Annotated in this window: 22 protein-coding genes and 1 other annotated feature; of the genes, 21 read left to right on the forward strand and 1 reads right to left on the reverse strand. The window is 31.1% G+C overall.

The features are described from left to right. The 5 genes from ABMA45_RS07865 to ABMA45_RS07885 all read left to right on the forward strand — a co-directional run. Positions 1–218, forward strand: a 218-nt coding sequence (locus ABMA45_RS07865; RefSeq protein WP_348030096.1) for a P-II family nitrogen regulator, incomplete at its 5' end; no start/stop codon positions are given. Positions 219–439: 221 nt separating this feature from the next. Then, the gene (locus ABMA45_RS07870; protein ID WP_022089342.1) at positions 440–898 is read left to right on the forward strand and encodes a LytTR family DNA-binding domain-containing protein; all 459 of its coding nucleotides are present in this window, start codon (positions 440–442) and stop codon (positions 896–898) included. Further along, positions 898–1,644: a LiaF transmembrane domain-containing protein gene (locus ABMA45_RS07875; RefSeq protein ID WP_022089343.1), complete on the forward strand. Its 747-nt coding sequence runs from the start codon at positions 898–900 to the stop codon at positions 1,642–1,644. The genes ABMA45_RS07870 and ABMA45_RS07875 overlap by 1 nt, the downstream gene beginning before the upstream one ends. A 344-nt stretch (positions 1,645–1,988) precedes the next feature. Beyond that, positions 1,989–3,026 (forward strand): SPFH domain-containing protein, encoded by a 1,038-nt coding sequence (locus ABMA45_RS07880; protein WP_022089344.1) that lies wholly within the window; start codon positions 1,989–1,991, stop codon positions 3,024–3,026. 210 nt (positions 3,027–3,236) lie between these two features. Continuing rightward, entirely contained in the window at positions 3,237–3,428 is a 192-nt protein-coding gene (locus tag ABMA45_RS07885) for an Arc family DNA-binding protein (RefSeq protein ID WP_117909009.1), read from the forward strand. 89 nt (positions 3,429–3,517) lie between these two features. Here the strand turns inward: ABMA45_RS07885 and ABMA45_RS07890 are convergent, their stop codons facing one another. After that, entirely contained in the window at positions 3,518–4,549 is a 1,032-nt protein-coding gene (locus tag ABMA45_RS07890) for a sigma-70 domain-containing protein (protein ID WP_022089346.1), read from the reverse strand. 121 nt (positions 4,550–4,670) lie between these two features. On the opposite strand from ABMA45_RS07890, the gene ABMA45_RS07895 reads away from it, so the two are divergent. The 16 genes from ABMA45_RS07895 to ABMA45_RS07970 all read left to right on the forward strand — a co-directional run bounded on the left by ABMA45_RS07895 (position 4,671) and on the right by ABMA45_RS07970 (position 24,000). Beyond that, positions 4,671–5,819, forward strand: coding sequence for an NTF2-like N-terminal transpeptidase domain-containing protein (locus ABMA45_RS07895; RefSeq protein WP_022089347.1), 1,149 nt, complete (start codon positions 4,671–4,673; stop codon positions 5,817–5,819). Continuing rightward, positions 5,819–6,430, forward strand: a complete 612-nt coding sequence (locus tag ABMA45_RS07900; protein ID WP_022089348.1) for a flavin reductase family protein — start codon at positions 5,819–5,821, stop codon at positions 6,428–6,430. The genes ABMA45_RS07895 and ABMA45_RS07900 overlap by 1 nt, the downstream gene beginning before the upstream one ends. Positions 6,431–6,497: 67 nt before the next feature. Further along, positions 6,498–7,733, forward strand: a complete 1,236-nt coding sequence (locus tag ABMA45_RS07905) for a Y-family DNA polymerase (RefSeq protein ID WP_022089349.1) — start codon at positions 6,498–6,500, stop codon at positions 7,731–7,733. A gap of 94 nt (positions 7,734–7,827) precedes the next feature. Next, the gene (locus ABMA45_RS07910; protein ID WP_022089350.1) at positions 7,828–8,343 is read left to right on the forward strand and encodes a shikimate kinase; all 516 of its coding nucleotides are present in this window, start codon (positions 7,828–7,830) and stop codon (positions 8,341–8,343) included. Between the two features lie 172 nt (positions 8,344–8,515). Next, the gene (locus ABMA45_RS07915; RefSeq protein WP_022089351.1) at positions 8,516–9,292 is read left to right on the forward strand and encodes a M23 family metallopeptidase; all 777 of its coding nucleotides are present in this window, start codon (positions 8,516–8,518) and stop codon (positions 9,290–9,292) included. 275 nt (positions 9,293–9,567) lie between these two features. Continuing rightward, on the forward strand, positions 9,568–10,860 hold the full coding sequence (locus ABMA45_RS07920) for a UDP-N-acetylglucosamine 1-carboxyvinyltransferase (protein WP_022089352.1): 1,293 nt from the start codon (positions 9,568–9,570) through the stop codon (positions 10,858–10,860). Between the two features lie 245 nt (positions 10,861–11,105). After that, positions 11,106–11,330: a binding site (T-box leader), on the forward strand. A 150-nt stretch (positions 11,331–11,480) separates the two neighbouring features. Beyond that, complete coding sequence (locus ABMA45_RS07925) at positions 11,481–13,469, forward strand: 2-isopropylmalate synthase (protein ID WP_022089353.1); 1,989 nt, start codon at positions 11,481–11,483, stop codon at positions 13,467–13,469. 181 nt (positions 13,470–13,650) lie between these two features. Then, entirely contained in the window at positions 13,651–14,544 is an 894-nt protein-coding gene (locus ABMA45_RS07930; RefSeq protein ID WP_022089354.1) for a fibronectin type III domain-containing protein, read from the forward strand. A 584-nt stretch (positions 14,545–15,128) separates the two neighbouring features. After that, positions 15,129–16,430 (forward strand): GGDEF domain-containing response regulator, encoded by a 1,302-nt coding sequence (locus ABMA45_RS07935; RefSeq protein WP_022089355.1) that lies wholly within the window; start codon positions 15,129–15,131, stop codon positions 16,428–16,430. 190 nt (positions 16,431–16,620) lie between these two features. Further along, a complete protein-coding gene (locus tag ABMA45_RS07940; RefSeq protein WP_022089356.1) occupies positions 16,621–18,147 on the forward strand; it encodes a sodium:solute symporter family protein in 1,527 nt (508 codons plus the stop codon). 124 nt (positions 18,148–18,271) lie between these two features. Then, entirely contained in the window at positions 18,272–19,144 is an 873-nt protein-coding gene (locus tag ABMA45_RS07945) for a phosphoribosylaminoimidazolesuccinocarboxamide synthase (protein WP_022089357.1), read from the forward strand. Between the two features lie 217 nt (positions 19,145–19,361). After that, on the forward strand, positions 19,362–20,162 hold the full coding sequence (locus ABMA45_RS07950; RefSeq protein ID WP_022089358.1) for an Rpn family recombination-promoting nuclease/putative transposase: 801 nt from the start codon (positions 19,362–19,364) through the stop codon (positions 20,160–20,162). A gap of 345 nt (positions 20,163–20,507) precedes the next feature. After that, positions 20,508–21,611 carry a tetratricopeptide repeat protein gene (locus ABMA45_RS07955; protein ID WP_022089359.1) on the forward strand — a complete coding sequence of 368 codons (1,104 nt, stop codon included), beginning with the start codon at positions 20,508–20,510 and terminating at the stop codon, positions 21,609–21,611. 60 nt (positions 21,612–21,671) lie between these two features. Beyond that, positions 21,672–22,769 carry a hypothetical protein gene (locus tag ABMA45_RS07960; protein WP_022089360.1) on the forward strand — a complete coding sequence of 366 codons (1,098 nt, stop codon included), beginning with the start codon at positions 21,672–21,674 and terminating at the stop codon, positions 22,767–22,769. A gap of 3 nt (positions 22,770–22,772) precedes the next feature. Further along, positions 22,773–23,552, forward strand: a complete 780-nt coding sequence (locus ABMA45_RS07965; protein ID WP_022089361.1) for a hypothetical protein — start codon at positions 22,773–22,775, stop codon at positions 23,550–23,552. Between the two features lie 88 nt (positions 23,553–23,640). Further along, a complete protein-coding gene (locus ABMA45_RS07970; RefSeq protein ID WP_022089362.1) occupies positions 23,641–24,000 on the forward strand; it encodes a hypothetical protein in 360 nt (119 codons plus the stop codon). Positions 24,001–24,039: the final 39 nt, after the last annotated feature.

The following is a 24,039-nucleotide window of genomic DNA, read 5'->3' on the forward strand; positions in this document are numbered from 1 at the left end:
GTGTTTACAGAGGTGTTAAGATGAGCATGAACCTTCTTCCAAAGGTTAAAGTTGAAATCGTTGTATCAACAGTTGATCCTAACCTTGTAGTAGCAGCAGCTAGAAAAGCTCTTTATACAGGCGGTGTTGGCGATGGTAAGATTTTCGTAACAGATGTAGAAGATGTAATGAGAGTCAGAACAGGTGACACAGGTATTGCAGCACTTTCAAATGAGTAAATACTCAACAATATAATGGATATTTAGGAACTCTGTTCTTAAAATATATTTTACTTAATCTCATTAAAGGGGCCGGTGGTTATCCATCGGCTCCTAAATTTGTTTGCAAATAACGTTCACAGACTGGTATTTACCACTTACTGCTAATAAAATACCACTTACATAAAATCTATTTACATCCACATAATTTGCAAATATAATCATCACATAAGGAGTCAGATATGAAAGTAATCGTAAATGTGGATGAAAACTGCATAGAGGAACAGGTAATAATAAATTGCCACGAACTGAATGAGAATATAATTAATATTCAGAAAACTATCTCAGCGATGGAAAACCAGAGTCTTAAAATTGAGCTTAAACAGGGTGAAAAAGAATTTTATATAGATGTTGGTGAAATTCTTTTTTTTGAAACTGATAACAATCAGGTTATGGCTCATACAGCAAATGAGATATTTTTAACAGGCAGTAAATTATACGAATTGGAGAAAATATTACCATGGTACTTTAGCAGAATATCAAAGTCAGCAATTTTAAATGTAAAGAAAGTGTATGCGATTACAAGAAATCTGACAGCGTCAAGTTTAATTGAATTTGAAGGAACGCCTAAACATGTATATGTTTCAAGGGCATATTACAAGCCGTTAAAAGAAAAATTAGAAGAAATGAGGAATATGTGATGAAAAAAAACAATATTTACTGGGGAATGATATTTATAATAATGGCTGCATTAATTGTAGTTAATGGTCTGGGTCTGATTGAAGGCGTGGGTGTCTGGAGTATAATTTTTACAGTACTTTTTGGTGCTGCATTATTAGATGGAATCGTAAGATTACAGGTAACAACAATATTATTCTCGCTTGCTTTTTTAGCAATTGTCTGGTCAGAGCAACTTCACATTGAAAGTATAACTCCATGGCCGATTCTGTTTGCAGCATTGTTAGGAAGTATTGGAATAAGCATGATATTTGGAAAGAAAAATAAAAAATGGAAAAAAGATTACTCAGGTGGAAATCATTATTACAGCAATAATAGTAGTAATGAAGGAAAATATTTTGATGAAAATGTTAATGTAGAGCAGGATAGCGGAGAAGTAGTAACATGCGAATCAAAATTTGCAGGAACTGTTAAATACATTACTTCAAATAATTTAAAAAAAGTATATGTAAGAAATGAATTTTCAGGAATGTCAATTTATTTAGATAAGGCAAAAGTGCCAAGTAAGAGACTTGAAATAGAAATAAAGAATTCATTTGGAGGAGTGGAAATTTATATTCCGGCTAACTGGATTGTAGAAAATGAGTTAAATTGTTCATTTGGCGGCTACGACGAAGAAGGTACAAAAGCACCAACAGATGCTGAAAGCGTGACAGTTGTTATTAAGGGATCAGCAAATTTGTCTGGCGTTACAATAAAATACATTTAAATATAGAAGTAGTAGCAAAAGAGGTATGAGAAAAATAAACCTATAATAAAATTTAGTATAGAATTAAAAAGCAATCAATTACAATAAAAGAATAAGTATAAGAAAAAAGACTGAACAGTATGCATGCACTGTTTGGTCTTTTTTGATTAGAGCATATGCTACAATGCAGAAAATACTTTTGTCTTGTGAATAAATTTTATTAAAGTTTATTCACATAGACCATAGGAGGGAAAAAGTAAATTATCAGAATTTGTGTATTATAAATTTTATCATTGACAAAGAAAAGAATAAGTATTAAAGTAATATCAAAATAATATCACTTTAATACTTGGGAGGATAAAGTTATGGATGAAAATGTAAAGTTAAGTAATGTAAAGGAAAGGGAAATTACTAAGAAAAATGGATTCGCAATGTTATTTGTTGATATACTTGGATATGTAGCAACAGTTGTGACGTTTGTACTAGGATTAGTTTTTGCAATAAACTATGAAGATGTTAATGACGTGATATTTGGATTAGGAATCGGTTTATTTGTTGTTAGTTTAGCGTTATTAATTGTATCTATTGTTCTGTCATGCGGACTAAAATCAGTTAATCCTAATGAAGCAATGGTATTTACTCTTTTTGGTGAATATTATGGCACAATTAAAAGTGCAGGATTTTATTTTATAAATCCATTTTGTAGTGCAGTAGTTCCTAACGAAGAAACAACAGGAAATATCTTTGAAATTTCTTCTGATGCTAATGGTAACAGCTCAGCAAAAGTTGCCGGAGTTACAAAAAAGAAAATATCAACTAAGGTTATAACATTAAATAATGAGAAACAGAAAGTGAATGATGCTTTAGGAAATCCGATAATTATCGGAGCGGTGGTTATTTGCAAGATAATTGACCCTACAAAAGCAGTTTTAAATGTTGATAATTATATGAAATTTTTATCAACTCAGTGTGATTCTGTAATAAGAAATATTTCAAGATTGTATCCTTATGATATAATTTCAGATGAAAATGAGGATGATAACGAAAAGACTCTACGTGGAAGCAGCCAGGAAATTGCAGATAGTATGGAAGTAGAGTTACAGAAAAAGGTTGAAGATGCCGGAATAGAAATTATGGAAGTTAGAATAACTCATTTGTCATATGCAGAAGAAATAGCTGCAGCAATGCTTCAGAGACAACAGGCAACGGCAATTATTGCAGCAAGACAGAAAATTGTTGAAGGCGCAGTAAGTATGGTTAAAATGGCAATTGACCAACTTGGAGAAGAAGAAATTGTGGTGCTTGATGAAGAAAGAAAAGCTGCTATGGTAAGCAATCTTTTAGTTGTGTTATGTGGAAATAAAGAAGCACAACCAATTGTGAACAGCGGAAGTATTTATTAATAAAAATAGAAAATAATAAATTGAAAATTAATTCATCAGATAATAATGTTAAAATAAGTCAAACAATTGTGCTAAAATAAATTAAAAAAGTTATGACTATTTGAAACTATATATATTGAAAAAACAGTGAAAGGAGCCGGTATGGATAAGGAAGAACAACTTAATAAAAAAGAACTTGAGCTCCAAAAACGTTTAGAAAATATTTCTAATATGGAAAAAGAAATATTAACAAAAGAAAAAAAACTAAAAGAAAAAGAAAAGGCAAAGAAACAGGTGTTGTTAAGACTGTCCCCTTCATTATGGGAAGAGATTGCAGCATGGGCAGAAGATGATTTCCGCTCAATAAATGGCCAGATTGAATATCTTTTAGCGGAGTGCGTAAAAAAGAGAAAAGGAAAATAGTGTGAAAAACAACGGATGATTTTAATATTTCTTAAAATCATCCGTTGTTTTTTTCTATTTTAAAATCATATTTTTTGCATTCCAAAATACTATTTTTTATTTATCTTCCATTCTAATGGGTCACCTAAATCTGTTTCAGAAGATACAAATTCTTCGTCAGTATTATTAATTAATGGAGAAGATGTTCCAAAGTCATTTGATACAGAGTTATTTAATATAGAAGATTCAAAATCATTTAAGCCCAATTCATTTAAATCAGAATTATTAGCTTCTGTAGCGTTTAATTCAGAAGACGCTTTATTGATAGCTTCTGCATCCTGAGAATCACCGGCATTTAAAACATTAAGAGAAGTTTTTACAATAGTTTCAACTTCATCTTCAGTTATACCCATTTTCTTAGCCAACTCTTCAAAAGTTGGAGCACGACCAAGTAATTCAGTAAGGTCTCTGGAAATTTCATCTAATTCATTCATACGGTTAGCCAGATGTTCGCCAACACGGTCTTCGTTAATTTGGTCATTGATGACAAGATTTAATGTATTTCTGATGGCATCATCAACATAAGCTGCAAATTCGTCAGAAGAACCATTAAATTCAGAAAGAGCTATCATTAATCCAATATTTGCTTCCTGAATTAAATCACCATAAGTTACACCCTGCCCACGAAATTCATTTGCAATGCCAGCTACTTTTGAAAGTTGAGATTCAACAATTTTATTAGTAACAGAAAGGTCTCCGTTTGCAAGCAAATCAAGTAAGTTAGCAAGCTCGGCTTCTGATATTTCATCAATAGCTTCTAAATCCTTTTTATACATTTCAATAAAAGCAAGTTCAGCTTCAGTTTCTACAACTTTACTTTCAGCTGCTTTTACGGTCTCTAATTCCTTAGTCTCTTCTTCCTTAGGATCAATAGTCACTTCTTCAGAAACAATATAATCCATTCCATCAATTTTTATTTTACTTTCCTGTAAGTACTTATATATAAATTCGTATTGCTTTTCATCTTCTATTATGTCATTGAAAAAAGTATGAATGTCTTCAGTAGACACATGGTTTGCATTAGCTGCCGCAAATTCTATTAAAGAAGACAAAGCATCATTAAAAAGTAATTTTTTGTCCATGAATTCTCCAATCCGCTTTTTGTAAAGTAAAAGCAATTTTGATACATAAATGATACATAAAAGCCTTGCAAAAATCAAGGATAATAGGTAACATTATTTTGAAACGGGAAGGTGGATTGAAATGATTAAAAAAATAATAAATTCCAATATAGTAAGACTGATAGGAGCACTTTTATTTTTGACAGTATGTGCAGTAATAGGCGCAGGATTGTCATATGTAAATTATGAATCTAATCCTACTGATGAGGCAGTTGCATATTTCAAAGCATTTTTAGCTCAGGATTATGATACAATATATGGTCTTGTAAATCAGCCAAAGAATACATATATAAATAAAACTGCATACACAGACAGAGTGAAAAAGATAAGAGAATCTATTGTAATTGATTCATATGAAATTTCTGAGCCATATAAAGAAAATGGCAAAAAGACAGTAGATATTATATGTAATAATGAAACAACAGAAACTAACCAGACAATAAAATTGGTATTTGATGAAGTAAAACATGGAATGCAGATTATTCCTGATTATAAAATAGATATATCAAAAATGCTTGTAAAAAACGTAAATTTTGTTGTGCCGACAGGAGATGCTTTATATATAAATGGAGAAGTCGTAACAAAAGACATGGCTAAGGTCACGACAGACGCGAATACAAATACAGATACATATCATTTTGATAAAATACTTTACGGAGCATATGACGCAAATGCGATAAACAGATATAGTCAGATAGATTTAAAACCTGAAATTCTTCAGGAAGGAACTACAATTAATTTCGACGCTACAGCATATCATGCAAATTTAGAATTTGAAGAAAAAATAAAGGCAAATGCAGACAATATGATTACTCAGTTTTATGTTAATGCAAGGGAGAAAAAAGGCAATAATAAAGAGTTAAAAGCATATTTCGCAAATGATAAAAAACTTCAGAAAAAGGTTGATAAATATTTAAAAGAAACAGAAGAAGTATTATATTGGCCAGAAACAAAGAACATTGATAAATATTCAGTAGTTTCATTTGAACCGGGAGAAATGAAACATCAGAGTGTGTATAATAATGACAATACATTTACTGTTACATATGATTTTACTTATACATACGTGTCTTCTACAGATACTGCTATTTATACAAGTTATGTTTACAGTATAGGTGGTTCATGTAAAACAAAAATGACTTTAACCTATACATTAAATGAAGATCAAACATTAACCCTTACAGATATAAAAGTCAAAAATAAAAATCAAAAAGAAAAGGGAGAAGATTAATGTCAAAAGAAATTTGGAAACCGGGGAATATGATATTTCCTTTGCCTGCAGTTTTGGTAACGGTAAGTGATAACGAAGGTAATGACAATGTACTGACAGTTGCATGGACAGGCACAATATGTACAAATCCGGCGATGGCTTATGTATCAATACGACCATCGCGACATTCGTATAAGATGATAAAAGAAACAGGAGAATTTGTAATAAATCTGACTACAAAAGATTTGGCGTATGCAACAGATTATTGTGGAGTTAAATCAGGAAGAGATGTCGATAAATTTAAAGAAGCACATTTGACAAAAGAAAAGGCACAGTATGTAAAGGCTCCATTAATAAAAGAAAGTCCGGTGAACATTGAGTGCAAAGTTGTTGATGTAAAAGAATGTGGTTCTCATGACATGTTTATTGCAAATGTATTAGCAGTACACGCAGACAAAGAATATATGGATAAGGATGGAAGATTCCAATTAGAAAAAGCAAATCCAATAGTATATTCTCATGGACATTATTATAGTTTAGGTCAAAATCTTGGAAGATTTGGTTATAGCGTAATGAAGAAAAAGAGAAAAAATTCTGCAAATAAAAAGAAAAGATTAGAAAATAAGAGATAAAAAGTCGAAAAATGCAAAAGCATAGACATTTAGGAAAAGCTACTAAGAAAAAGGCAGGTGGCAGTGTATGGAACAAATTATATTTCATATTGATGTAAATTCAGCATTTTTAAGTTGGACTGCAGTAAAACTGCTAAAGGAAGGCAATGATGTAGATGTAAGAACAATTCCGGCTATCATAGGTGGTGACAGAGAAAAACGTCATGGAATAGTCCTTGCAAAATCAATATCAGCTCAGAAATATGGAATAAAAACAGGTGAGCCGGTGGCTGATGCATTAAAAAAATGCCCTGATATTATGATAATACCACCAGAACATGAGTATTATCATGAACAAAGCAGAAAATTTATTTCCATATTAAAAGAGTATACTTCAGATATTGAACAGGTAAGTGTTGATGAATGTTATTTTGATTACACGGGAATTCAAAATAAATTCAGTTCATACATGACAGCAGCAGAGGTTATAAAAAACAGAATTCAAAATGAATTAGGATTTACAGTAAACATAGGAATTTCTTCTAAAAAAGTATTAGCAAAAATGGCATCGGATTTTGAAAAGCCAAATAAAATACATACATTGTTTCCGGAAGAAATAAAAACAAAAATGTGGCCCCTTCCGGTTGGTGAACTATTTATGGCAGGCAAATCAAGTGTGGAAGTTTTAAATAAATTAGGAATCCATACAATAGGTCAGTTAGCAAATACACCTGTTGATATAGTGGAATCACATTTGAAAAAACACGGGAAAATTTTGTGGGAGTATGCAAATGGAATTGATGATTCAAAAGTAAATGCTACAAAAGAAGATTTGAAAGGAATTGGAAATTCTACAACACTTCCAACAGATTTAGACAAAATAGATGATATAAATTTAGTATTATTACAGTTGGCTGTAAAGGTAAGCGGACGATTGAGAGAGTCCGGACAAAAAGCAAAAACAATTGCCATTGAGATAAAGTATAATGATTTTTCAAAAATGTCTCATCAGACAAGTTTGTATAATGCTACAAATGTAGAAAATGAAATATACGAAAATGCAAAACAGTTATTTAAGGATATTTGGACAGGAAAGCCGGTAAGACTTTTAGGAATAAGAACAGCGAATCTTGTAGGAGAAGATGAGCCGGAGCAAATGTCAATATTTGAGCTTATGAATGAAAAACAATCACAAAAGGTTCAACCGTCCAGAGAAAAAATGAAAAAACTTGATAAGGCATTAGATGCAATAAAAGAAAAATATGGAGAAGATGCCGTGTCAAGGGCAAGTCTTTTAAATAAAGATAAAATAAAGAAACATTAAATACTAATAGCTAATTTTACAAAGTGTAAGCAGTAGCAAAAAATTATAAAATTGATAAAGTATTAAATAGCAACAAATAGAGAAAGGACTGAAAATGAAGGAAAATATTGTTTTAATAGGAATGCCGGGAGTAGGAAAAAGTACAGTAGGAGTAATACTTGCAAAGTTGATGGGATACCAGTTTATAGATGCTGATTTGGTAATTCAGGATAGAGAAAATAAATTGCTTAAAGAAATAATAGCTGAAAAAGGAATAGATGGATTTATTCAGGTAGAAAATGATGTAAATAAATCATTAAATCCTAAAAAAGCCATTATTTCAACAGGCGGAAGCGTAGTGTACGGCAGGGAAGCAATGGAACATTTGTCAGAAATTGCAACTGTTGTATATTTAGAGCTTGATTTGGCAAACCTAAAAAAGAGACTTGGCAATTTGAAAAACAGAGGCGTAGTTTTGCGTGATGGACAGACGCTTGATGATTTATTTAACGAAAGAGTACCCCTTTATGAAAAATATGCAGATGTAGTGGTAAATGAAAGTAACATAAATGTAGAAGAAACTGTGCAGTTAACATTAGAAAAAATAAAAGAGTACAAAGGCGAAAAATAGGGCAGATGTAAAAATAGGAAAAAACGAATGTGAATAAAATAATTTGTTAATACAAAGGCGAATAATAAGATAATTCACTTACTTATGAACAAACTCATGTAGGCTTAGAACTTTTGAGCCTGGTAGCATGTGAACAAAATAACAATTTATTTGGAGGCGTTTACAATTAAAAATGAATAGTAAGTATATAAACAAATGCCATGCAGTATCATATGTTGTGGCAGGAATTTTAATACTTATGATAATCCTGTTTAATTTTTCTCAAATGATAATGGAAACATGGGCATATAGTTTTATGATTTTAGAAAATGATAAAACTATAAAAGTTATTCAGGCAAATGATACCTCAGATACACATTTAGCTAAAAATCATAAAGAAAGTGATGGCGCAGTTAAAGAAATTTGCAATACAAAAATATCTTCTATAAAAGGTGAAAAAGCTGGCTATTTGGAAGATACAGCAAATAAGGAGTCTTTAAAAAATACAATAAATAAAGATTCTTTGAGAAGGACAGCAAATAATGAAATAAACCAAACTGATGATAATTCAGTACAGAATGTATCAAATACCGTGATACAACTTAGAAAACCTGTAAGTGGTGGAGTGACAACTTCAGTATTTGGAGACGTGGTTGACAGAAGAACCACACATTTGGGACACGACTGGGCAGTTGAAGTTGGAACAAGCGTATGTGCGGCAGCAGATGGTACAGTAGAAAAAGCATATTTAAGTGACAGTTATGGATATAATATACTGGTAAATCATGGAAATGGACTAAAAACCAGATACGCTCATTTAAGTAAAATCTTAATTAATTTAGGTGATACGGTTGAACAGGGAAGGATAATAGGACTTAGTGGAAATACCGGAGACAGTACAGGTCCGCATCTTCACTTTGAAGTAATACAAAATGATAAGCATGTAAATCCACTTAATTTTCTTAAATAGGTAACATTTTCAACAAAAAAACATATAATAAATTGTGAAAATGTATGAATTAATCGGTTTACAAAGAGCGATAATGTGTTATAATTAGTCTATGCGTAAAAAAGCAAAGGATAATTGTATTAGAATTTAATTCTCATACAAGTGACATAATAGATAGAAATAAATAGAATTTTAAAGTTAGACCGAATTAGTGAATTAGATGATAAACTATTTCGGTCGGTTTTTGCTTTGAGTTTTTACAACTCAATTATATACATAAATACCCGAGGTGCATAATGGAACGTTATATTATAAAAGGCGGAACACCACTCAATGGAGAAGTGGAGATAAGTGGTGCTAAGAACGCAGCTTTAGGTTTATTAGCAGCGGCTATTATGACTGATGAAGAAGTGACAATAGATAATTTACCTGACGTTAGTGATATTAATCATTTGATTGATGCAATTGCTAACATTGGTGCCACAGTCGATAGAGTAGACAGACACTGCGTTAAGATAAAAGGTGACACAATTACATCATGTGTAGTTGAATATGAACAGATGAAGAAAATAAGAGCTTCTTATTATTTAATTGGAGCGTTACTTGGTAAATTTAATAAGGCCGAAGTAGCTCTTCCAGGTGGATGTGACATAGGAAGCAGACCAATAGATCAGCATATAAAAGGATTTAGAGCTTTAGGTGCAGAAGTTGATACAGAACATGGAATGGTAGATGCCAGAGCAGAGAAGTTATTAGGAAATCATATTTTCCTCGACGTTGTATCAGTAGGAGCAACAATTAATGTTATGCTTGCAGCTTCAATGGCTCAAGGTAAGACAATTATTGAAAATGCAGCTAAAGAGCCTCACGTTGTAGATGTAGCTAATATGCTTAACAGTATGGGAGCTAATATCAGAGGTGCAGGAACAGATAAGATTAGAATTGAAGGTGTAGAGAAGTTACACGGAACAGTTTATTCTACAATTCCTGATCAGATTGAAGCAGGAACATTTATGTGTGCAGCAGCAGCAACAGGCGGAAGTGTTCTTGTAAAGAATGTTATTCCTAAACATTTGGAATGCATTTCAGCTAAGCTTATTGAAATGGGTTGCGTAATAACAGAATACGATGATGCGGTAAGAGTTAAAGGTGGAGAATTTATCAGAAATACTCAGATTAAGACATTACCATATCCGGGATTCCCAACAGATATGCAGCCACAGATGGCAGTTGTACTTGCAATGGCCAATGGCAGCAGCACAGTAACAGAAAGCATTTTTGAAAACAGATTTAAATATGTAGATGAACTTAACAGAATGGGTGCAAGAATTAAAGTTGAAGGCAATACAGCTTTAATAATGGGCGTAAATGGTCTTACAGGAGCACCGGTTTGTGCACCTGACTTAAGAGCAGGAGCAGCGTTAGTAATTGCCGGACTTGCAGCAGAAGGATTTACAACTGTTGAAGATATTGTTTACATTAAGAGAGGTTATGAACATTTCTCTGACAAGTTAAGAGGCCTTGGAGCAACAATTGAAAAGGTTGACAGTGAAAAAGATGTTCAGAAATTTAAATTAAAAGTAGGCTGAATATCATAATTGTATTAGGTTAAAAAATATATTTATATAATAAAGAAAGCTATCAATTTAAAGTTGGTAGCTTTCTTTATTGTTAGCGTACTCGAAGGCACGCGTTTTTTATTGTTATAAAAAAGAAAAATCAACTAAATTGATAAATAAAATACAAAATATTAAAAAATATCAATAAAAATGATTAAAAACGTCACTTTAATTCTAGATTTGCATATGTTATTATTATCACAGTTAAAACATAAACAAATGCATAGAAGAGGAATAGTAATTATTGAGCGACTTTCAGAAAGCTGTCGGTTGATGTGAGACAGTAGGAGTGATATAATGAACTCGCCTTAGAGCAGCCGGCTGAACATATTAGTAGGTCAGGACGGATTCCACCGTTAAAGGGAGCGGATGTCATGAGCATCCAGTAAGGGCATGTCTATACATGAAGTAGAGTGGTACCGCGATGATTCGTCTCTATAATATCTTTTGATATTATAGAGCTTTTTTACGTTATAGGGCAATTTGCTACATTAATGTAATAAAGTAAAATAAATCAATTAAAAAACATCAAGGTACAGATTTAGATGCAAGTTACATATATTTATTAAAGGTTAGAAGGAGTAAGAACTATGATGGATTGTACAAAATATGAGAAACAGTATTTTATGCCACCTACACCAACATTTGATTGGGTTAAGAAAGAAAAGATTGAAAAAGCACCAATTTGGTGTAGTGTTGATTTAAGAGATGGAAATCAGGCTTTAATTGAACCAATGAGCTTGGAAGAAAAATTAGAATTCTTTCAGATGTTAGTTAAAGTGGGCTTTAAAGAAATCGAAGTTGGATTCCCGGCTGCATCAGAAACAGAATACAATTTTATGAGAGCCTTAATAGAAAGAAACATGATTCCTGATGATGTTACAGTTCAGGTATTAACACAGGCAAGAGAGCATATTATTAAGAAAACTTTTGAAGCTGTAAAAGGATGTAAGCATGCAGTAATTCATTTGTATAACTCTACATCAGTTGCACAGCGTGAGCAGGTATTTAAGAAGTCAAAAGAACAGATTAAAAAGATTGCCGTAGATGGAGCAAAATTATTAAAAGAATTAGCTGATGAAGTAGATGGAAACTTCTCATTTGAATATAGTCCTGAAAGTTTTACAGGAACAGAAGTAGATTATGCATTGGAAGTATGTAATGCTGTATTAGATGTATGGCAGCCAAAGCCTGACAATAAAGTTATAATCAACCTTCCTGCAACAGTTGAAAATTCTTTACCACATGTATTTGCAACTCAGATTGAATATATGCACAAGAATTTGAAATATCGTGATGCAGTTACGATTTCATTACATCCACATAATGACAGAGGATGTGGTGTTTCAGATGCCGAATTAGGATTATTGGCAGGTGCTGACAGAATTGAAGGAACTTTATTTGGAAATGGTGAAAGAACAGGTAATGTTGATATTATTACATTAGCAATGAATATGTTCTCACATGGAGTTGATCCAAAACTTGATTTCAGTGATATGCCACATATTTGCGAAACATACGAAAAATTAACAAGAATGAAAGTTTCTCCACGTCAGCCATATGCAGGTGATTTGGTATTTACTGCATTTTCAGGTTCACATCAGGATGCTATTTCAAAAGGAATGGCATACAGAGAAGCAGGTCATACAGAAAAATGGAATGTTCCATATTTACCAATTGATCCTAAGGATGTTGGAAGAGCATACGATTCAGATGTAATCAGAATTAACAGCCAGTCAGGAAAGGGTGGCGTAAGCTACATCTTAAAACAGAATTTTGGTATGGATTTACCGGATGGAATGAAGGAAGAAGTCGGATACACAGTTAAGGATGTTTCAGATAAAGAGCATAAAGAATTATCACCAAATTGGGTATACCAGATATTTGAAGATAAATACATTACAAATAATGCAGTATTCAGCGTACCTGAATGTCATTTCCAACAGAAAGACGGAATTATAACTGAGGTTACAATTGCACATGATGACAAAGTCAGAGTTATCAAGAGCACAGGAAACGGAAGACTTGATGCCGTAAGTAATGCATTTAAGCAGTACTTTAACATAAGTTATGAATTGTCAGTATATGAAGAACATTCATTATCAAGAGGTTCATCATCAAAGGCTGTATCATATGTAGGAATCAGTCATAATGGTAAGATGTTCTGGGGTGTTGGAATTGATGCTGATATTATTAAGTCATCAATTCAGGCTTTGACAGTTGCAGTGAATCAGTTAGAAAGTGAAGTAGGAGTAAATGCCTGTAAGGATGACAGATTAAATGAAATAATGAATTATATTCATACAAATTATTTGACAGTAACATTAGATGAATTGGCTGATGAATTCCATTTGTCAAAACCATATTTATCAAAGTACATTAAAGAAAAATCAGGAAATACATTTGGTGATATCGTTAAAAATGTAAGAATGAAAAAGGCAAGAGCTTTACTTAAGAGTGGAAGCATGACTGTTGAAGCAATTGCAGAAAATGTTGGTTATCAGAATGTTGAACATTTTAACAGATTGTTCAAGAAAAAATATGGAATGACTCCTGTTCAGTTCAGAAACAGCAAATAATTGGGAAAAATAAGAGATTCTTAAGTTGTTATTATTATATAATATGATACAATAATAAGTAACAAATAAAGAGGCGAAAATAAAACGAACGAAGTTCGTTTCTTAAAATATTTTCGCCGACCAGCCGCTGACCGAAGGGAGGGGGCATTACCGTATTATAATTATAGGAGGAGAGAAATATATGAGATCAACAAAGGTAAAAGTTTTAGCGGTAACAGCAGCAGTAACAGTTATGTTTACAGGTTGTATGACAGAAAATGCTAATGTAAAGATTAATTCAGATGGAACAGCATCTGCAGTAGCTACAGTAGATATTGATAAAGCAAGCATGGACACATGGTTAACTTCAGCAGGAATGACAACTTCAGATATTTCTGATGGAAAAGAAATGAAAGTTGTAACAAAAGATGGCAAGGAATTTTACGAAGCAACAGAAACTTACTCATCAACAGTTGATAAGATTGGTGAAGTAGTAAAAGAAGCGTTATCAAGTGATGCTTATGTAACAAGCACTACATTATACAGTGAAGTAAGTTTGGCACAGAGTGAGTCAGTTGCTATGTACTCAGCTATGGGAATCGACACATCAACTATTACACTTAACTTTAGCATTGAGTTCCCTGCAGCAATTACATCAACAACAGGAACAATTGATCCTGCTAACCCAAACAAAGCTAATTTTGTTATTAACTTAGCAACAACAAATATGATAGTATTTGCAACAACAGATTCTACAGTAACACCTGATGCAGTTAAAGCAACAGTACAGAAACTTAACCAGGTAGGAAAAGTTAAAGTTAAGAGTCTTAAGGCAAATAAAGTAAAAGGTAAAAAGGCAACAGCTACTTTAAAATTTAAAAAGGCAGCTCAGGCTAAGAATTACCAGATTCAGTGGTCTACAAATAAGAACTTCAAGAAGAAAACAAGTGCTACAGCTAAGAAAGTGAGATACACTATTAAGAACTTAAAGAAGGGCACAAAGTACTTCGTAAGGGTAAGAGCCGCAAAGACAAATTACTGTGGAACAGAAGTTTATGGCGATTGGTCAGTTAAGACAGTTAAAACAAAAAAATAAAACAGATTTTATAATAAAAGCAAATTTATGATAGAATTTGAAAATTAATAAGAACACCGATATGTTAATAAGATTAGAAAATTAATCGTTAGACGTTAATATATCGGTGTTTTTAATTGCAAAAAAAAGAAAAGTAACTACTGACAATTTAATTATATTAAGAATTTATGGAAAGAAAATAGAAAATAAAATTAATGATGTTAGTATAAGGAAAATTAATTAAATTTATATAATGAAAAAATATGACTGTTAACTATTAATAAAATAAAAAAATAATAAAAACGTTTCTAAAATAATAGCAGTTTCATAAAAATGCGTATTGTAATGTTTTTATTTACGTGGTAAGATTAATGAAAATAGCTTTAAATAAGCTTATATAATACACTACTATCATATATAACAAAATGTTTTGGGGAAGACATTATTACTGAACACAATTTTTATATGTAGTTAGAAGATAAAACTATTTATGAGAGAGAAACCGGCACTTTGTAGGGAAGAGTGGCGGTTTTTTTATTTCATTTGGGAAAAACCAAATATAGGAGAAGAGATAAGTTCGATAAATAGGGGAGGTAAATTAAATAATGGATACAATGCTTATTGTAGATGACAATGAGATTGATAGAAATATCATTGCTAATTATTTTGCAGAAGATTTTATGATTCTGGAGGCACAAAGTGGAGAAGAGTGCTTTAGAATTTTAAAAGAGTACAAATATAATATTGATATTGTATTATTGGATAACTGGTTACCTGATATGACAGGTGTGGATATTCTTAAGGAAAGAAAGTTAGATCAAAGATTTGCAGATATTCCTATTATTATTGTTACAGTTAACAATGATTCAGCAAATTTAATCGAAGCTTTTAAAAATGGAGCAGATGATTACATAACAAAGCCGCTTGTAAGGGAAGTAATTAAGGCACGTGTAAGCAATGTTTTGATTGCTACAAGAAAATACGCAGAAATACAAAAGAAAAACAGAGAATTGTCAGAACTTTCCGAACTTGATCAGATGACAGGGTTATATAATAAGATGACAACTGTTAATAAAATTAATAACCGGCTTTATGAACATAAGAATCATATAGGTGCAATTATTGTTGTTGATATGGATGATTTTAAGTATATAAATGACAGTGAAGGACATTTGATTGGTGACCATGCCATAAGACGTGTATCTAGAATATTGAAGGATAACTTTAGAAAAGAAGACATAATAGGTCGAATTGGCGGAGATGAATTTGTTGTATTTTTAAATGATATTCCGGATAAAGAGATTGCCAGAAGAAAGGCAAGAGATATAATTAGAATATTTAAAGTAAAGAAAAGTACAGTGATTAAAGGAAGAACTACTGTAAGTGTCGGATTAGCATTTGCTGATAATGGAACAAATGATTATAAAGAATTATTTGACAGAGCTGATAAAGCTTTAGCAGAAGCAAAGAAATATGGTAAAGCATGTTACCATGAATATGGCATGGATGATTATGGTACTTATGAAGAAAAAAGAGAAAGCGTTATTGTATATAGTAAAAGCCGAACCATATGTCATGCGATAGATAAGGCAATCAGTAGCAAATATAATGTGATTGAAGTTATTTCATCAGACGAAATAGATAAAGTTATAAAGCAACAGCGCGAAATTAGGATTATAATTGCCGATTTGTCAAATGATGAAGATGATGGAAAATTAATCATGGATTATTTAGATAATAATAAGGAGATAGCAGGTATTCCTAAGATAGCAGTTTGTAAGGAAAGCAATATCGAGCAGTGTAAGATAGCAATTCAGGGTGGAGTTGTTGATTTGATGATGGAACCTATTGAAAAAGATATTGTGAGAAGAAGAGTATCAAGAATAATTAAAGACGAGGAAAAATAAATAATTATAAGTTTAATAGATCCTGAAAATAAATATAAAATCTTCGAAAAAGAGGAGGAAATAACCAAATCTTTTTCGGGGATTTTTTTATTGACAAAAATTGGATGTTATGTGATAATAACTTTAATGCTTTAAAGCGTAACGGTTTAAAGTGACGATAAAATATTAAACTAAAAAGTGGAGGAACAAAATGTTAGTTAAAGTTTTATTATTGATTGTATTTTTTGCAGTCATGATTGGAATCGGTGTATATACAAGAAAGCATGCCACAGACGTTAACGGATTTGTATTGGGCTCAAGATCAGCAGGACCATGGATTACAGCATTTGCATATGGAACATCGTATTTTTCAGCAGTTGTTTTTGTAGGATATGCAGGACAGTTTGGATGGAAGTACGGTATTGCTTCTACTTGGATTGGACTTGGTAATGCCATACTTGGAAGTTTGTTAGCATGGTTTGTATTAGGTAGAAGAACAAGAGTTATGACTCAGCATATAGATGCTAAGACAATGCCTGATTATTTTGGGAAAAGATATAATAGTGATGCACTTAAAATAGCAGCCAGTGTTATCACATTTGTATTCTTAATTCCATATACAGCATCTGTATATAATGGTCTTTCAAGATTATTTGGAATGGCATTTGACATACCATATAGTACAGTAGTTATTATTATGGCAGTACTTACAGGACTTTATGTAATTCTTGGCGGATATATGGCAACAGCAATCAATGACTTTATTCAGGGTATTGTAATGTTGTTTGGTATTTGCGCAGTTATTTATTCAGTATTAAACGGACAGGGTGGATTTTATAGTTCATTGTCAAAACTTGCAGCACAGGTGCCTATAGAGAGTGATGTAATTAAAGTAGCAGGTGACGGAATTTTTGCATCATTTTTTGGACCTGACCCATTAAATCTTTTAGGAGTAATTATTTTAACTTCATTAGGAACATGGGGACTTCCTCAGATGGTTGGTAAATTTTACGCAATTAAAAGTGAAAAATCAATCAAGACAGGTATGATAGTTTCAACTGCATTTGCAGTAGTTGTTTCAGGTGGATGTTATTTCTTAGGAGGATTTGGAAGATTATTCTCTGATAAAATTGATATTGCAACCGGTGGATATGATTCAATTATCCCTACAATGCTTTCAACACTTCCTGATATATTAATAGGTATTGTAATTGTGTTAGTATTATCAGCTTCAATGTCAACACTTTCCTCATTGGTACTTACATCAAGTTCAACAATTACAATTGACTTTTTGGGAACAACGGTATTAAAGAAAACGGCAGAAAAGAAACAGGTATTACTTATGAAAATTTTCGTAGTAGTATTTGTAGCAATTTCAGTAATTATCGCATTAAATAAAGATAGTATTCCTAATATTGCTCAGCTTATGGGTTACTCATGGGGAGCTTTAGCAGGAGCATTCCTTGCGCCATTTATGTATGGATTATATTGGAAGAAAGTTACAAAGGCTTCTGTATGGGCAAGTTTTATTTTCAGCATCATAGTTACTGTGACAAATATGATTTGGGGATACATACAGTCACCAATTAATGCAGGTGCATTTACAATGCTTGTAAGTTTAATCCTTGTACCTGTTATAAGTTTATTAACACCTAAGATGAAAAAAGAAGAAACAGATAAATTATTTGAATGCTTTGAAGAAAAGGTAGAAGTTCCGGTAAAGGATGCTTTGGATTAGTAGTAAAGCATTGACTTACATAAAATCTCTGTTTATAATTTTATGGTGAGCGTAAGCTTAGATACATAAAATAGAATAAACTGTTCAACAACACAAGGGCAGAAGAAAATGGAGGAGTACAATAATGCAGGAATTTAAACCGGTAAAAGAAGGAAAAGTACGTGAGATTTACGATAATGGAGACAATATGATTATTGTTGCAACAGACAGAATCTCAGCATTTGATGACATCTTAAAGAACAAGATTACAGACAAGGGTGCGGTTTTAACACAGATGTCAAAATTTTGGTTTGATTATACAAAGGATGTTGTTCCTAACCATATGGTATCAACAGATGTTAAAGATATGCCGGAATTTTTCCAGAATGACAAATTTGCTGGCAGAAGTATGATGTGTAAGAAGTTAGAAATGCTTCCAATCGAATGTATCGTTCGTGGATACATTACAGGAAGTGGTTGGGCAAGTTACAAGGAAAATGGAACAGTTTGCGGAATAAAACTTCCTGAAGGTCTAGTAGAATCAGATAAGTTGCCTGAACCAATTTATACACCAAGTACAAAGGCAGAAATCGGACTCCATGATGAAAATATTTCATTTGAACAGAGTGTAGAAGTATTAGAAAAAGCATATCCTGGAAAAGGCGCAGAATATGCAGAAAAGATTAAGGATTGTACAATTGCTTTATATAAGAAATGTGCAGAATATGCTTTAAGCAAAGGAATCATTATTGCAGATACTAAATTTGAATTTGGTTTAGATGAAAATGGAAACGTAGTAATTGGTGATGAAATGTTAACACCTGACAGCTCACGTTTCTGGCCACTCGAAGGATATAAACCAGGACAGGGACAGCCTTCATTTGATAAGCAGTACGTAAGAGACTGGTTAAAATCTAACCCTGACAATGATTTACTTCTTCCGGATGAAGTTGTTGAAAAGACAGTTGCTAAATATAAAGAAGCATATGAATTATTAACAGGTGAAAAATTTGCATAGTTTGATATGTATATAAACCTTTAAAATCCCCATAAAATTTGATTGTGCGCTTTAAAAGCATAATTGAATTTTATGGGGATTTTTTTATGTAATGGCTATTTTAAAATAAACAACTTGACATGTTACTAAATATATGTATAATATATAAAACATAAACAATATGAGAACAAAACAAAGGAGATACAAACATAAAATTATATAATGTAGGAGAAGGTTAATGAAGAAATACGAAGAATTAGATATTACAGACCCATTTATTTTTGCAAAAGTGATGAGTGATAAGAGATTATGTAAACCATTGTTAGAAAGCATATTAAATATAAAAATAAGGGATATAAAATATGTTGATTATGAAGAAACAATACAGATGACAGTAAAATCAAAAGGCATAAGATTAGATATATATGTTGAGGATGAGAATAATACGGTGTTTAATCTTGAAATGCAGACAACAGCGTATAAAGAATTACCAAAAAGATCAAGATATTATCAGGGAGTTATAGATCTAAACATGATTGAAAAAGGTGAGCCATATGATATACTTAAAGAAAGTTATGTCATATTTATTTGTACATTTGATTTCTTTGGAAAGAACAAATGTATTTATGAGTTTGAAAACTTATGTATAGATGATTGTGGAATTAAACTTAATGATGGAACGCATAAGATATTTTTAAACACAAAAGGGGATAAAAAAGGCATAAATAAAGAACTGAAATCATTATTGGAATATTTTGATGGCAAGGAACCGGAAAGTGATTTAACGAAACAAATTGATGAAAAGGTAATTGCAGTCAGAAAAAATACGAGATGGAGGCGAGAGTATATGTCGTTACAGATGGAGATGAATCTGAAATATAGAGAGGGATTGAAGGCTGGAGAGGCAAAGGGTCAGGAGAATATAAACAAACTTAACACTATATTATTAGCAGAAAAAAGATATGACGATTTAGAAAAATCTGCTAAAGATATTGAATATCAGAACAAGTTAATGAAAGAGTATAAGATTATAGAGTAAAGGCTAAAACATTATATGTAAGAGTGATTAACCTGATTTAATTATTATTCTAACAGACAAAGATTAAAAGAATATTATACAACGAAAAAATCCGGAATTAGAGGTGCGAATAAAGCAATCTAAATCCGGATATTTTTTTGCAAATATGTAATAAAAGTGCAGGGGTCAGTTTGTGAAAAAAATAAAAAAATTATCTGATATAGTATTAGTAAAGAAAGCAAAAATGGGGACTTAACAATGGTTGAGATTTACATAAATGTAATATGAGTCAGGCAGAATTCATTTTGAATTCTGCCTTATTGTGAATATAAATATGATATAATAAATATAGGAAAGGGGACATTAATGAACGTACAACGTATTTTAGATGAAAAGATAAAAAATTATACACAAAATAACGGACAGAAATTGATTGAACAGACATTGTGGAATAATTCAACAGTAGTTTATACAATAGAAGATAAGCAGAATATGGAAATGTCCCTTATCGCAATTTATTTAGAAAAAGAAAAAGCATATTTAAAAGATACAATAGAAAAAATATGCGAGGATGGTAAAAAAACAGAATATTTGGTAAAGTGTAGCCAATGGACAACAGAAAAGCTTAATGAAGGACAGATAATAGTTATTGAAACAGAAAAGATTACAACATTGATTGAAATGGCTTTAGATGAAAATATTAACTTGTCTGACAATACGGTAGAAGAAAAGAAAATCTGGCTATGTAATCTCATGGAAAGCGTAACTGAAAGCGTAGAATATATAATAAAAAAATACCCCGGATTTAATATTTACATAAATAATGAAGAAATTTGTGTTAATGAAGCCGGACAGGGAAAAATATTACTATTTGATTTAATAAATAATGAAGTAAAAACAAATAATGAAGCATACGAAATTGTTACTATTTTTAAACAAGTAGCAAATGGTATGAACATAAAGTTCAGTATAAAAATCCAGGAACAGAAGATAGAAAATTTACGTAAGGAATGCCTTGAATATATTGAGAGACATAAGCGTAAAAATGAGAAAGATAAAAAAATATATAAAGAGAATATAAAAAAAGCAAATAATGGAAATAAAGAATCAGAATTTATAATTGGTTATTTATATGAAAATGGACGTGGCGTACCTCAAAATATAAATGAAGCTGTAAAATGGTATAGAAAGTCGGCAAAAAAGAAATATACAAAGGCACTTAATAATCTTGCTTATCTTTATCAAAATGGGAACGGTGTAGAAAAAGACAAAAGAAAAGCGGAAGAATTATTAAAAATGTCAGCAAAACAAGGTGATGACGTCGCGTGTTTAAATTTAGGGATTTTATATCAGACAAATAATGAAATAAATATGGAAAATGCAAAATTCTGGTATAAAAAAGCAATGAATAAAGGAAATGAAGTAGCTGAAAGAATGTATAAGAGAATTCGTGAAAAAGAGAATTTATAAATAAAATTTACAAAAAAAGAGAGCTTGCAATTTTTCATGGACAGGAAAAAGGGAGAAAAAATGAAACATGTAAATACTACAGAAATGTATTTTAAAGTCATTAACTGTGAAGAGGCTGATGAATTAAAAGAAATAATTAATAAATACAGTCCGTACTACTCAAATTGGAGAGATTATATAAATAATGTAATGTTAAGTAATGGACTATCTTACGAAAAATTAGGTAAAATATGTAGATTTAGCAAAAATACTATTAAATCATGGGCGAAAAGTAATAAAGTGCCAAAATCCAGAGAAAGTTTTATAAAATTTGGAATGGGATTAAGATATAATTTTCAGGAAATTAATTTTATTTTACAAAGATATGGGAAATATCCTAAATTGTATTCTAAATCATTAGAAGATGCAATCTGCATTTACGTCATATCTCATTATCCTAAGGATGAAAATGTAAATGCGTATGTAACTTATTTGAGCATGAAGGAAAAATTTCTGGATGTATTAAAAACAAAAAATAAAAGAAGATATTTAAATGATTCAAAAAATAAAACAATAGATGTTGAGCAAATAATAATAAATATGTCAGATGATGAAGAACTTTTTGATTTCATTAGAAAAAATGAAGTAGAGTTTTTTAATAGTTACTATAAACTGATAGATTATATTGAATCATATGTTAAGGCTGAAAGTGTAGGTGGTTCTTACCATAGTCTTGTAAAAGATGAAAATTTGGACAAAGGATTTGAAAAGATGATTTCAAATTTAAAGAACTGGGGAGAGGTGCCAAACAGAAACAGGCTTATAGCACTTGGAATAAAATTGAATATGACAGGACCCGAAATAAATCAACTTTTAAGTTATGCAAATATGGAAAAACTGTGCCCTAAAGATAAGATAGAGTGTATAATATTATATGTATTAGCAAATATTGATATTGCAAATCCATATTACCAGATGAATCATATGTCTATTGCGGCTCAATACACAGAAAATCCGGAAATGAAAAATAAATGCGAAAGCCTTCTTATGGAATTGACAGGACTTAGAGAATCTGAGGAAATAAGAGAAGACGTAGAATTTTATATAAAAGATGCATTGGAATCCTTAGATATGGAAGATGAAGAAAATGGAATTTTGCAATTGTTTTTGGAGGGATAGGAAATGCTAAATATAACTAGAAGTTTAAAATATATAATAAAAAAATATAATAAGATACTATATTTTAATATATATATGTTAGTTATTATAGGTTCATTATTAATTAGCACTAAATGTAGTGCGGCGTTAAATGATATAGTGTATTTTGATTCTGATAATCAATTTTTAGAATATTTTAGTAAAAATATATATGATGAGCAAGATGATGAGTTGAATACTGATTTAGGATATAGATATAATGTTAATTATTATGGATATACGAAGACAGCTAGGACAAGTGATAAATTTTCTTGCTGTAAAAATAAATATAATGAAAATGTTTTGATAAAAAATATAGTACTAAATTATTCAGATAGAAAGAGAGAAGCATATGCAATAATCGCATTTGAAACAAATATTATCAATTATAGGACTAATGATTGCAAAATATATATAAATGGAGAGTTAGAAGATAGTGTTAAACTGCATAATGTAAATAATAGAATGATTGGATATTTACGAATTGATATCTTTTCTAGATGTATTAATTATAAAGTGGAAGTTGCAACTGTTGGAAAAGATGGAGAAAAACTTAGAACTGCAGTGGAAGTGGAATTGTATTATCCTTTAGTTACAACAAAACAATTAATAAATAAAATAGAAAATACACATGACAACAAAGGACTTAATATCGAGTGGAAAGATTTGGGAAAAGTGGAATCTTATTATGTATTTAGATCAAAACAAAAAGATGGAATATATGAATTGATAGGAAAAAAGAATTGGCCGTTTTTTTATAGATAATGATGTCAAAAAAGGAAAGACATATTATTATCACATTTTTGCAAATTTTGTAAATGGTGAAGAATTACAGTCTGATGATGTGGAAGGAATGTTAAGACAGGTTGACAATGTTAAGACAAACAAAACAAAATTAAATAAACCTAAAATACGAATAAAAAAGAAGTCAAGAAACTGGCAGATATATTGGGGAATTATATCTGATAAAAGTACTTGTATAGAAATTTATATGAAAAACGGTCGCGGAAAATATAAAAATTTTCGAAAAATAAACATAACAACAAATTTAAAGAAGAGGAAAAATAAAAAAGGAGCAGTAGGAATAACAAGCTCAAGGAAATCTTTAGTAAAGGGAGTAAAATACCAATTTAAGGCAAGGACATTTTATTATAAAAAAAATGGCAAAAAAGTATCAAGTAAATGGTCGGATGTTATAAAATTAAAAGGCTGAGAAAGTAACTACAGGAGGAAACAAAATGAACGAAGTTCA

It is taken from the genome of Eubacterium sp. CAG:156 (genome assembly GCF_000434315.1).
GTDB lineage: Bacteria > Bacillota > Clostridia > Lachnospirales > Lachnospiraceae > Eubacterium_U > Eubacterium_U album.

What these genes read in the sequence shown, in the direction of transcription:
- ABMA45_RS07870 (WP_022089342.1), top strand. Translation starts at nt 440, where the DNA reads ATGAAAGTAATCGTAAATGTGGATGAAAACTGCATAGAGGAACAGGTA.
- ABMA45_RS07875 (WP_022089343.1), top strand. Translation starts at nt 898, where the DNA reads ATGAAAAAAAACAATATTTACTGGGGAATGATATTTATAATAATGGCT.
- ABMA45_RS07880 (WP_022089344.1), top strand. Translation starts at nt 1,989, where the DNA reads ATGGATGAAAATGTAAAGTTAAGTAATGTAAAGGAAAGGGAAATTACT.
- ABMA45_RS07885 (WP_117909009.1), top strand. Translation starts at nt 3,237, where the DNA reads ATGGAAAAAGAAATATTAACAAAAGAAAAAAAACTAAAAGAAAAAGAA.
- ABMA45_RS07890 (WP_022089346.1), bottom strand. Translation starts at nt 4,549, where the DNA reads ATGGACAAAAAATTACTTTTTAATGATGCTTTGTCTTCTTTAATAGAA.
- ABMA45_RS07895 (WP_022089347.1), top strand. Translation starts at nt 4,671, where the DNA reads ATGATTAAAAAAATAATAAATTCCAATATAGTAAGACTGATAGGAGCA.
- ABMA45_RS07900 (WP_022089348.1), top strand. Translation starts at nt 5,819, where the DNA reads ATGTCAAAAGAAATTTGGAAACCGGGGAATATGATATTTCCTTTGCCT.
- ABMA45_RS07905 (WP_022089349.1), top strand. Translation starts at nt 6,498, where the DNA reads ATGGAACAAATTATATTTCATATTGATGTAAATTCAGCATTTTTAAGT.
- ABMA45_RS07910 (WP_022089350.1), top strand. Translation starts at nt 7,828, where the DNA reads ATGAAGGAAAATATTGTTTTAATAGGAATGCCGGGAGTAGGAAAAAGT.
- ABMA45_RS07915 (WP_022089351.1), top strand. Translation starts at nt 8,516, where the DNA reads ATGAATAGTAAGTATATAAACAAATGCCATGCAGTATCATATGTTGTG.
- ABMA45_RS07920 (WP_022089352.1), top strand. Translation starts at nt 9,568, where the DNA reads ATGGAACGTTATATTATAAAAGGCGGAACACCACTCAATGGAGAAGTG.
- ABMA45_RS07925 (WP_022089353.1), top strand. Translation starts at nt 11,481, where the DNA reads ATGATGGATTGTACAAAATATGAGAAACAGTATTTTATGCCACCTACA.
- ABMA45_RS07930 (WP_022089354.1), top strand. Translation starts at nt 13,651, where the DNA reads ATGAGATCAACAAAGGTAAAAGTTTTAGCGGTAACAGCAGCAGTAACA.
- ABMA45_RS07935 (WP_022089355.1), top strand. Translation starts at nt 15,129, where the DNA reads ATGGATACAATGCTTATTGTAGATGACAATGAGATTGATAGAAATATC.
- ABMA45_RS07940 (WP_022089356.1), top strand. Translation starts at nt 16,621, where the DNA reads ATGTTAGTTAAAGTTTTATTATTGATTGTATTTTTTGCAGTCATGATT.
- ABMA45_RS07945 (WP_022089357.1), top strand. Translation starts at nt 18,272, where the DNA reads ATGCAGGAATTTAAACCGGTAAAAGAAGGAAAAGTACGTGAGATTTAC.
- ABMA45_RS07950 (WP_022089358.1), top strand. Translation starts at nt 19,362, where the DNA reads ATGAAGAAATACGAAGAATTAGATATTACAGACCCATTTATTTTTGCA.
- ABMA45_RS07955 (WP_022089359.1), top strand. Translation starts at nt 20,508, where the DNA reads ATGAACGTACAACGTATTTTAGATGAAAAGATAAAAAATTATACACAA.
- ABMA45_RS07960 (WP_022089360.1), top strand. Translation starts at nt 21,672, where the DNA reads ATGAAACATGTAAATACTACAGAAATGTATTTTAAAGTCATTAACTGT.
- ABMA45_RS07965 (WP_022089361.1), top strand. Translation starts at nt 22,773, where the DNA reads ATGCTAAATATAACTAGAAGTTTAAAATATATAATAAAAAAATATAAT.
- ABMA45_RS07970 (WP_022089362.1), top strand. Translation starts at nt 23,641, where the DNA reads ATGTTAAGACAGGTTGACAATGTTAAGACAAACAAAACAAAATTAAAT.